Origin of the sequence: Streptomyces corchorusii, from assembly GCF_001514055.1 — a bacterium.
Classification (GTDB): Bacteria; Actinomycetota; Actinomycetes; order Streptomycetales; family Streptomycetaceae; genus Streptomyces; species Streptomyces olivaceoviridis.
Genome location: NZ_KQ948351.1, coordinates 77,926 through 88,103, shown reverse-complemented (window position 1 = coordinate 88,103; position 10,178 = coordinate 77,926). Strand labels below are relative to the sequence as shown.

Annotated in this window: 8 protein-coding genes; 1 reads left to right on the top strand and 7 read right to left on the bottom strand. The window is 71.7% G+C overall.

Annotation, left to right across the window (positions count from 1 at the left end; genetic code table 11):
• Window positions 1-26: 26 nt before the first annotated feature.
• The 3 genes from AQJ11_RS00325 to AQJ11_RS00315 all read right to left on the bottom strand — a co-directional run bounded on the left by AQJ11_RS00325 (window position 27) and on the right by AQJ11_RS00315 (window position 2,753).
• Window positions 27-1,664: a beta-N-acetylhexosaminidase gene (locus AQJ11_RS00325; protein WP_058080733.1), complete on the bottom strand. Its 1,638-nt coding sequence runs from the start codon at window positions 1,662-1,664 to the stop codon at window positions 27-29.
• A 205-nt stretch (window positions 1,665-1,869) separates the two neighbouring features.
• The gene (locus AQJ11_RS00320; RefSeq protein ID WP_030651613.1) at window positions 1,870-2,151 is read right to left on the bottom strand and encodes a DUF3039 domain-containing protein; all 282 of its coding nucleotides are present in this window, start codon (window positions 2,149-2,151) and stop codon (window positions 1,870-1,872) included.
• Between the two features lie 29 nt (window positions 2,152-2,180).
• Window positions 2,181-2,753 (bottom strand): YqgE/AlgH family protein, encoded by a 573-nt coding sequence (locus tag AQJ11_RS00315; RefSeq protein ID WP_041665224.1) that lies wholly within the window; start codon window positions 2,751-2,753, stop codon window positions 2,181-2,183.
• Between the two features lie 280 nt (window positions 2,754-3,033).
• Between AQJ11_RS00315 and murA the strand changes: the two genes are divergently transcribed.
• Window positions 3,034-4,374, top strand: a complete 1,341-nt coding sequence (gene murA, locus AQJ11_RS00310; RefSeq protein WP_014673023.1) for a UDP-N-acetylglucosamine 1-carboxyvinyltransferase — start codon at window positions 3,034-3,036, stop codon at window positions 4,372-4,374.
• A gap of 188 nt (window positions 4,375-4,562) precedes the next feature.
• Here murA and AQJ11_RS00305 read toward each other — a convergent pair whose 3' ends face one another.
• The 4 genes from AQJ11_RS00305 to AQJ11_RS00290 all read right to left on the bottom strand — a co-directional run bounded on the left by AQJ11_RS00305 (window position 4,563) and on the right by AQJ11_RS00290 (window position 10,153).
• Complete coding sequence (locus AQJ11_RS00305) at window positions 4,563-4,844, bottom strand: HU family DNA-binding protein (protein WP_014673024.1); 282 nt, start codon at window positions 4,842-4,844, stop codon at window positions 4,563-4,565.
• A gap of 322 nt (window positions 4,845-5,166) precedes the next feature.
• Entirely contained in the window at window positions 5,167-6,582 is a 1,416-nt protein-coding gene (locus tag AQJ11_RS00300; protein ID WP_014673025.1) for an NAD-dependent malic enzyme, read from the bottom strand.
• Window positions 6,583-6,958: 376 nt separating this feature from the next.
• A complete protein-coding gene (locus AQJ11_RS00295; protein ID WP_059261435.1) occupies window positions 6,959-9,304 on the bottom strand; it encodes a HelD family protein in 2,346 nt (781 codons plus the stop codon).
• Window positions 9,305-9,373: 69 nt separating this feature from the next.
• Window positions 9,374-10,153 carry an anti-sigma factor family protein gene (locus AQJ11_RS00290; RefSeq protein ID WP_269465635.1) on the bottom strand — a complete coding sequence of 260 codons (780 nt, stop codon included), beginning with the start codon at window positions 10,151-10,153 and terminating at the stop codon, window positions 9,374-9,376.
• Window positions 10,154-10,178: the final 25 nt, after the last annotated feature.

Here is a 10,178-nt window from a genome sequence, read left to right as displayed (position 1 = left end):
GCCCGTTCGGGGCGGGCCCCGCGCCGTCACCTGTTCGGGGGCGGCCCCTCGATCGGGCGGCCGGGCACGCCGGGGCGCTTCTGCCACGGGCGGGGCCCGGCCGGCGGCCGGTAGGCGACGCCGAGGGCGTCAAGTCGCCGGTAGTGGGCGGCCATCCGGCGTTCGAAGCCGGCGTAGTCCCGGTCCGCGGGGGCCGGCAGCGGGCTCCAGGCGACCTCGGCGAAGGCGGCGAGCCGGGGGAAGGTCTGGTAGTCCACGCGCGCGGTGTCCTCCAGCACCTCGGTCCACACGTTGGCCTGGGTGCCCAGCACGTGCCGGGCCTCCTCGTCGGTGAGCCCGTCCGGCACGGGCTCGAACCGGTAGACGTCCTCCAGGGTGCGCACGAAGCCGATCGGCACGGGCTCGTCCTCGCCCGGGGCCTGACGGTGGTCCAGGTACACGTACTGCTCGGGGCACATGACCACGTCGTGGCCGGCCCGCGCGGCGGCGACGCCGCCCCCGTAGCCGCGCCAGGAGGAGACGGCGGCGCCGGGCGCCAGGCCGCCCTCCAGGATCTCGTCCCAGCCGATGAGCCGGCGCCCGCGCGCGGCGAGCCAGGCGTCGAAGTGCCCGATGAACCAGGACTGCAACTCGTCCTCGTCGGCGAGGCCGAGGTCCGCGATCCGCGTCTTGGCGGTGACGGACTCGGTCCACTGCTCCTTGCGGCACTCGTCGCCGCCGATGTGGACGAACTCCGAGAACGCGGCGGCGTCCGCGGGGAACAGCTCCAGGACCTCCTCGAACACCCCCTCGTAGAACCGCAGGACGGCGTCGGTGGGGGCCAGGACGTTGGAGGAGATGCCCCAGTTGTCCCAGACCGTCAGGGCGGTGGTGTCGACGACGTCGGTGTTGCCGAGTTCGGGGTACGCGGCGATGGCGGCCTGCGAGTGGCCCGGTACGTCGATCTCGGGGACGACGGCGATGTGCCGCTCGGCGGCGTAGGCGACGATCTCGCGGATGTCGTCCTGGGTGTAGTAGCCGCCGTGGGGTTTCTCCTCCCACAGCGGTGAGGCCCGGTGGCCGAATTTCGACCGCGTGCGCCAGGAGGCGATCTCGGTCAGCCGCGGATAGCGCTTGATCTCGATGCGCCAGCCCTGGTCGTCCGTCAGGTGCAGGTGCAGGACGTTGAGTTTGTGCGCGGCCATCAGGTCCAGGTAGCGCAGCACGCCCTCCTTGGGCATGAAGTGCCGGGCGACGTCGAGGAGCAGCCCGCGCCAGCGGAACCGGGGGGCGTCCTCGATGACCTGGTGCGGGACGCCGAGGGCGGTGTCCGGGCGTACGGGGGCGCGCCGGAAGGCGTCGGGGCCGAGGAGCTGGCGCAGGGTCTGCGCGCCCCAGAACACACCGGCGGGGCCGCCGCCGCGGATCTCCACACCCCGGTCGGCGGCGGCGCTGAGCCGGTACGCCTCCGGCTGAAGCGTGTCGTCCAGCAGCAGCCGTACGCCGTCGCGGGCGTCCGGCGGTCCGGGGCGCAGCGGCAGGCCGAGCGCCGCGCCGAGGGTGGCGCGCAGCCAGCGTTCGGTGCGCTCGGTGCCCGGGGCGGCCCACAGCGTGGTGCCGGGACCGAAGGGCACGGCCGACTCCTTCGGGCCCTCGATCGCGCGCGGCGCCGGAATCAGTTCCATGACATCGCCCCTCCCGCGTTGCGCCGGACGCAACGCTGCTGCCGCCCTGCACCGGGCATGCCCCGTCGCCTCGAAGGCTAGGGACTGCGCGAGGACCCCACAAGAGGTCTGGACCAGTTGCCGGCCGGAAAACACGAAGATCCCCGGGACGCGCCTCACGCGCGTCCCGGGGACCTCGCCGTCCGCGGGCGGACAGGGGCGCGACCTACTTGTCGCCGCCCTTGCCCTCGTCGCCGCCGCTGCCCATGGACTCGTAGATCTCCTTGCACATGGGGCAGACGGGGTACTTCTTCGGGTCGCGGCCCGGCACCCAGACCTTGCCGCACAGCGCCACGACGGGGGTGCCGTCGAGGGCGCTCGCCATGATCTTGTCCTTCTGGACGTAGTGGGCGAAGCGCTCGTGGTCGCCGTCGCCGTGGGACACCTGTGGCGTCGGCTCTACGAGGGTCCCCGTACCAGTCCCGCGCTCGGGCTCAAGAGTGCTCATACCAGCAAGGGTACTGAAGCTCGCCGGCATCAGTTGAGCGACGGGTCGTCCGGGTACGTGGCCACCATCGCGAGCTCGTTGCGCTGGCGGCGCAGCACCTCGCGCCAGAGTCTCTCGGGGGCCGGGGAGGACACGTCGCCCGGCTCGGACTCGACGACGTACCAGGCGCCCTCCACCAGTTCGTCCTCCAGCTGGCCCGGGCCCCAGCCGGCGTACCCGGCGAAGATCCTCAGGGAGCCGACGGCGGAGGCGAGCAGTTCCGGAGGGGCCTCCAGGTCGACCAGTCCGATCGCGCCGTGCACCCGCCGCCAGCCGAGCGGCGCGCCGTCCCCGTCCGCGCCGCCGGGGATCACGGCGACGCCGAGCGCCGAGTCCAGCGAGACGGGGCCGCCCTGGAAGACGACGCCGGGCTCACCGGCGAGGTCGGCCCAGTCCTCCAGGATGTCGCCGACGACGACCGGGGTGGGCCGGTTGAGGACGACACCGAGGGAGCCCTCCTCGTCGTGGTCGAGAAGGAGCACCACCGCACGGTCGAAGTTCGGGTCCGCCAGGGCGGGCGTGGCCACGAGCAGCCGCCCTGTGAGCGAGGACACCTCGGTCATGCCAGACATGATCCCGCATCTTCCCCCGGAGTGGGGAGCCAATCGGGGGCACGGGAGTGAAGGCAGCTCAGGGCGTACGGGAGCGACCCCGGCGCACGTCCGGGCGCCGGTGACCCCATGTGCCCGGCAGGGAACGGTTCGTGTTGTGACACAGCTATGACGCGGCTGGGCGGTACGTGGACTTACGGGCGGGGGGTGATCGGCGATTACCCTGTCTTCCCGGCCCGTGCGCACAGTGATCGGCCGCCCCCCCTGACCAACTCATCGGAACGCGAGATTCATGACCGTCAACGACGATGTCCTGCTTGTCCACGGCGGAACCCCGCTGGAGGGCGAGATCCGTGTCCGCGGTGCGAAGAACCTCGTGCCGAAGGCCATGGTCGCCGCCCTGCTGGGCAGCGAACCGAGCCGACTGCGCAATGTTCCGGACATCCGTGACGTGCGGGTCGTCCGCGGCCTGCTCCAGCTGCACGGGGTGACGGTCCGTCCGGGCGAGGAGCCCGGCGAGCTGGTGCTCGACCCGACGCGGGTCGAGAGCGCCAACGTGGCTGACATCGATGCCCACGCGGGTTCCAGCCGCATCCCGATCCTCTTCTGCGGTCCGCTGCTGCACCGCCTCGGCCACGCCTTCATCCCGGGCCTCGGCGGCTGCGACATCGGCGGCCGGCCCATCGACTTCCACTTCGACGTGCTGCGGCAGTTCGGCGCGACCATCGAGAAGCGGGCCGACGGGCAGTACCTGGAGGCCCCGCAGCGGCTGCGCGGCACCAAGATCCGGCTGCCGTACCCGTCCGTGGGCGCCACCGAGCAGGTGCTGCTGACGGCCGTACTGGCCGAAGGCGTCACGGAGTTGTCCAACGCGGCCGTCGAGCCGGAGATCGAGGACCTCATCTGCGTGTTGCAGAAGATGGGCGCGATCATCGCGATGGACACCGACCGCACGATCCGCATCACGGGTGTGGAGAAGCTCGGCGGGTACACCCACCGCGCCCTTCCCGACCGCCTGGAGGCCGCCTCCTGGGCCTCCGCGGCGCTCGCGACCAACGGCAACATCTACGTCCGCGGCGCCCAGCAGCGCTCGATGATGACGTTCCTGAACACCTACCGGAAGGTGGGCGGTGCCTTCGAGATCGACGACGAGGGCATCCGGTTCTGGCACCCGGGCGGCCAGTTGAAGTCCATCGCGCTGGAGACGGACGTGCACCCCGGTTTCCAGACCGACTGGCAGCAGCCGCTGGTGGTGGCCCTGACCCAGGCCACGGGCCTGTCCATCATCCACGAGACGGTCTACGAGTCCCGCCTCGGCTTCACCTCGGCGCTGAACCAGATGGGCGCCCACATCCAGCTCTACCGCGAGTGCCTGGGCGGCTCCGCCTGCCGCTTCGGCGCGCGCAACTTCCTGCACTCCGCGGTCGTCTCGGGGCCCACCAAGCTCCAGGGCGCCGACCTGGTCATCCCCGACCTGCGCGGCGGCTTCTCGTACCTCATCGCGGCCCTGGCGGCCGAGGGCACGTCCCGCGTCCACGGCATCGAGCTGATCAACCGCGGCTACGAGAACTTCATGGAGAAGCTCGTGGAACTGGGCGCGAAGGTCGAGCTGCCGGGCAAGGCCCTCGGCTAGGCGTCACCGACGCGCGTCACGACGCCAAAAGGGCGGCCCCCCTCTGCGGGGGCCGCCCTTTCGACGTCTTCGGCCGTTCGCGCCCGAAGGGCGCGGGGAACTGCGCGGCCGGCCACGACCGGCCCGCAGTCACCCACGGCGCTCCATGCCACGGCGCTCCAGTGGGAGGGCGCCTCGAAGCGGAGCGTTTACTTGCCCTTGGCGGCTTCCTTGAGCTTGGAGCCCGCGGTGACCTTCACGCTGAAGCCGGCCGGGATGTTGATGGGCTCGCCGGTCTGCGGGTTGCGCGCGGTGCGAGCGGCACGGTGGGTGCGCTCGAAGGTCAGGAAGCCGGGGATGGTGACCTTCTCGTCGCCCTTGGCGACGATCTCGCCGACGGTCTCGGCGAACGCGGCCAGCACGGCGTCGGCGTCCTTGCGGGTCACCTCGGCGCGGTCGGCCAGCGCGGCCACCAGCTCACTGCGGTTCATGTTGTTACTCCCGTATTTTTCTTGCCGTTGGGGTGTGCCACGCGGCGAAGCCGCCCGAGGCACTGCGATGCCGATGCGCTCGCGCCCTTGGGGGTGCCCCCGGGGACGAAGGTCCCTGGGGGAGCATCCTGCCCCTACCTGCGGCGGGAAAGCCAATCCGGCACCCGTAGGAGTCGTGAGAACACCCTGGGGAGTCACACGAAAAGCGCCTGCTCGGCCGTCACCCTAGAGTGCGCCCGGCATCGCGGGGTTCCACGACGCGCCGGTGCGGGGGCCGCCGTGGTGATGCTCACAGCCCCCTGCACATTACGGCACGCCCTGATCAGACGGTCGCCCCGGCCGCCTTGGCGGCCTCGCGGACCGCCCCGGCCACGGCGCCCGCGACCTTGTCGTTGAAGACGCTGGGGATGATGTAGTTCGGGTTCAGCTCGTCCTCGGTCACCACGTCGGCGAGGGCCTTCGCGGCGGCGAGCATCATCTCGGTGTTGACCGTGCGGGACTGCGCGTCCAGCAGGCCGCGGAAGACGCCCGGGAAGACCAGCACGTTGTTGATCTGGTTCGGGAAGTCGGAGCGGCCGGTGGCCACGACGGCCGCGGTCTGCCGGGCGATCGCCGGGTCGACCTCGGGGTCCGGGTTCGCGAGCGCGAACACGATGGCGCCCTCGGCCATGGCGGCCACGTCGGCGCCGTCCAGGACGTTCGGGGCGGAGACGCCGATGAAGACGTCGGCGCCGCGCACGGCCTCCTTCAGGGTGCCGGTGAGGCCCTCGGGGTTGGTGTTGTCGGCGATCCAGCGCAGCGGCGAGTCGGCCGGGGCGTTCACGAGGTCCTCGCGGTCGGCGTGCACGACCCCGTGGATGTCGGCGACGACGGCGTTCTTCACGCCGGCGGCGATCAGCAGCTTGAGGATGGCCGTGCCGGCGGCGCCGGCGCCGGACATGACGACCCGGATGTTCTGGATCGCCTTGTTCGTGACCCGCAGGGCGTTGGTCAGCGCGGCGAGCACGACGATGGCGGTGCCGTGCTGGTCGTCGTGGAAGACGGGGATGTCGAGGGCCTCGCGCAGCCGGGCCTCGATCTCGAAGCAGCGCGGCGCGGAGATGTCCTCCAGGTTGATGCCGGCGAAGCCGGGGGCGATCGCCTTGACGATCTCCACGATCGCGTCGGTGTCCTGGGTGTCCAGGCAGATCGGCCAGGCGTCGATGCCGGCGAAGCGCTTGAAGAGGGCGGCCTTGCCCTCCATGACGGGCAGCGCGGCCTTGGGGCCGATGTTGCCGAGGCCGAGCACGGCGGAGCCGTCCGTCACGACCGCAACGGAGTTGCGCTTGATGGTGAGGCGGCGGGCGTCCTCGGGGTTCTCGGCGATGGCCATGCAGACCCGGGCCACACCGGGGGTGTAGACCATGGAGAGGTCGTCACGGTTGCGGATGGGGTGCTTGGACGCCATCTCGATCTTGCCGCCGAGGTGCATGAGGAAGGTGCGGTCCGAGACCTTGCCCAGGGTGACGCCCTCGATGCCGCGCAGCTTCTCGACGATCTCCTCGGCGTGGGCCGTGGAGGTGGCCGCGATGGTCACGTCGATGCGGAGCTTCTCGTGGCCGGACGCGGTGACGTCGAGGCCGGTCACCGAGCCTCCGGAGGACTCCACGGCGTTGGTGAGCTGCGAGACGGCGGTTCCGCTCGCGGGCACCTCCAGCCGGATCGTCATCGAGTAGGAGACGCTGGGCGCCGTTGCCATGGCCGACTTCCTCTGCTTTCACCGTGTCGCGGGTTGTGCCGTCCGATCGTCGCACCTACCGCTCAGTACGTGGTAGTCGCCCTGGGTTACGGACGTTGTGTTCACGCGGGGTTTCCCGGCAGGTGCTGATTTCGGAAAACCACTTCCACCATACGAGAAACGATCAGTCGGGGGAAGAGGAGCGCGGGGCAAAGAAAGAGACCCACGTCACTGTCGTGACGTGGGTCTCCTGCGTTCATGACACCGACCCGCCATGCTCGCCTCGCGGCAAGTGGTCCCTCTGAGGGACGAAGGTTGGGCCCGGGGGCTTGGATCGGGCCGGTGCCACACCAAGGCTAACAAACGGATCCCGTAAGACCATTCCCGTGCGGGAGGTTCAGTCCCTGAGGAGGTCCGGGACCCCCGCCGCGTCCGGCTCGTCCCGCTCCCCCGACACCACCGTGAGCTGCTGGGTGGCCCGGGTCAGCGCCACGTACAGCACGCGCAGGCCGGCCGGCGACTCGTCGGCGATCTCCGCGGGCGAGACGACGACCGTCGCGTCGTACTCCAGGCCCTTGGCCTCCAGGCTGCCGAGAGCCACCACCCGGTCGCCGAGCCCGGCCAGCCAGCGCCGGGCCTCCTCGCGCCGGTTCATCGCGACGACCACGCCGACCGTGCCGTCCACCAGCCCGAGCAGGCGCTCGGCCTCCGCGCGCACGGTCTTCTCCAGTCCGTCCCGTACGACGGTGAAGCGCGGCTCCACGCCGGTGGAGCGCACCGCCGACGGGGCCTCGGAGCCGGGCATGGCGAGCGCCAGCACCTTGGCGGCCAGCTCGGCGATCTCGGCCGGGTTGCGGTAGTTCACGGTGAGCTGGAAACGGCGCCGGGGCCGGGTGCCGAGGGCCTCGTCGCGGGCCTCGGCGGCCTCGTCCGGGTCGGACCAGGAGGACTGCGCCGGGTCGCCGACCACCGTCCAGGTGGCGTGCCGGCCGCGGCGGCCGACCATGCGCCACTGCATCGGCGTGAGGTCCTGCGCCTCGTCCACGATGACGTGCGCGTACTCGGTGCGTTCCTGCGCCAGCCGCTCGGCCCGCTCCCGCTGCGACTCCTCCCGCACCGGCATCAGCTCCTCCAGGCCGGTGAGCTGGTCCAGCGGGTCCAGCTCCCGCTTCCTGCGCGGCCGGGCCGGGGCGCCGAGGATCGCCTGGAGCTCGTCGAGCATGGCGATGTCGTGCACGGAGTACCCGTCCCGCCTGAGCGAGCGGGCGACCTTGCGGACCTCGCCGGGGTTGAGGATCCGCCGGGCCCAGCGGCCGAGCCGCTTCTCGTCGGCCATGGCGGCGAGCACGGCCTTCGGGGTCAGCTCGGGCCACCAGGCGTCGAGGAACGCGATGAAGGAGTCCTCGCCGGCGATGTCCTCGTCGAAGGAGGAGCGCAGCTCGGCGGCCAGTTCGGGGTCGGTGTGCCGGGCGGCGGCGCCGGAGCGGTCCCACAGGGCGTCCAGGAGCAGCTTGCGGGCGCGCGGACGGAGCAGGTTGACGGGCGCGGTGCCGCCGAGGGCGGTCCGGCGGACGCGTTCCAGCTCGTCGGCCTCCAGTTCCAGGCGGCGTCCGAAGGCGACGACGCGCAGGCGGCCGGGCGGACCGGCGACCGGGTCCTGCTCCGCGGCGTCCGCCGGAGCGGCCGGCCCCAGCTCCAGGGCGCCCCGGGCGGCCTTCCGCAGCACCTTCAGCATCCGGTACGAGCCCTTGGCGCGGGCCACGGCCGGGGAGTCGTACAGCGTGGCCTGCGCGCCGTCGACCAGCGAGCCGATCGCGCGGATCGCGACCTGGCCCTCCTCGCCGAGCGAGGGCAGCACGCCCTCGGTGTAGGCGACGAGCAGCGGGGTCGGGGAGACGATGAGGATGCCGCCCGCGTAGCGTCTGCGGTCCTGGTAGAGCAGGTAGGCCGCGCGGTGCAGGGCGACGGCGGTCTTGCCGGTGCCCGGGCCGCCCTCCACGTAGGTGATGGAGGCCGCGGGGGCCCGGATGACCAGGTCCTGCTCGGCCTGGATGGACGAGACGATGTCCCGCATGGTGTGGCCGCGGGCCTGGCCGAGGGCGGCCATCAGGGCGCCGTCGCCGATGACGGGCAGTTCGCCGCCGTCGAGGAAGGCCGTCAGCTCGGGCCGCATCAGGTCGTCCTCCACGCCGAGGACCCGGCGTCCCTTGGAGCGGATGACCCGGCGCCGCACCACCCGTCCCGGCTCCACGGGCGTGGCCCGGTAGAAGGGGGCGGCGGCGGGGGCGCGCCAGTCGATGACCAGCGGGGAGTAGTCCTCGTCCAGGACGCCGATGCGGCCGATGTGCAGCGTCTCGGCGATGTCGGCGGTGTTGTCCGGCCGCACGGCGCCCTCGGCCGGCTCCACGGCCGTGTAGGCCCCGTCGGGCCCCTTCTTGCCGTCCTTGCCGAGCAGCAGGTCGATCCGCCCGAAGAGGAAGTCCTCGAACTCGTTGTTGAGCCGGTTGAGGTGGATACCGGCCCGGAAGACCTGCGCGTCCCGTTCGGCGAGCGCGCCCGGGGTGCCCACCTGGCCGCGCTTGGCCGCGTCGTGCATCAGGAACTCCGCCTCGTGGATCTTCTCCTCCAGGCGCTGGTACACCCGGTCCAGGTGTTCCTGCTCGACGCTGATCTCTCGGTCGCGGACGGAATCCTGTGCGTCGTGTACCGAGCCGACCGCGGACTGCTGAACCTGAGCGGCCACCGGGCCCCCTTCTGACGTGCTGGGCAGCCGTCAACCGTACGCGAAGGGGGCCCGTCGAAGCTACGTCGGCTAGGCGTCCACCTGGACCAGCTTCTTGCCCTCGAAGGTGACCACCTCGAAGTGGTCGATCTCATTGGGCTGGAAGGCCGCGGCCCCGCCGATGTAGAGCGGCTGCTTCGACTGCTCGGTCTTGGCGTCCGGGATGCCGTACCCCCAGTCGGGCACGGACCACGACGACATGGTCACGCGCTGCCCGTTCTTGGCGACGAGCACCAGGGAGCACTTCAGCGGACCCTTGACGTTCTTCAGCTCCAGGACCGCCTGGGTGCCCCAGTCCTTGCGCGCCACGGCGACGGTCGCGCTGACGTGGGTCGACGCGTCCGTGGCGGACTTCTTGTCGGACATGGTCCGGAAGGTCGCCTGGGCCGGCGTCGCGGTGACCTGCCCGCCCCCGTCCGAGCCGCCGTTCACCGCCACCGCGGCCAGCGGCCCGGCGATGATCAGCGCGGCCGCCGCCGCGATCATGTAGAAGCTGCGCCGGCGCTTCTGGGCGCGCTTCTCGGCGACCTCGTCCACCAGCTTCTCCACCAGCCGCGGGCTGGGTTTGGCGGACAGCGACTCGCCGATCGCGGGTGTGCTGCCGGAGCCCGGCAGGTCCGCGAGCGCGGCCAGCATCGGCTCCATCCCGGCCAGTTCGTCCAGTTGCTGGGCGCACCACTCGCAGCCGGCGAGATGGGCCTCGAAAGCGGTCGCCTCGGCGTCGTCGAGGATCCCGAGGGCGTAGGCGCCGACGGTCTCGTGCTCACTCGGCACCGAAGATCCCTGCCTGGGGCTCATGGGCCCAGACATACCCGGACCACCCGGTCCGAATCCC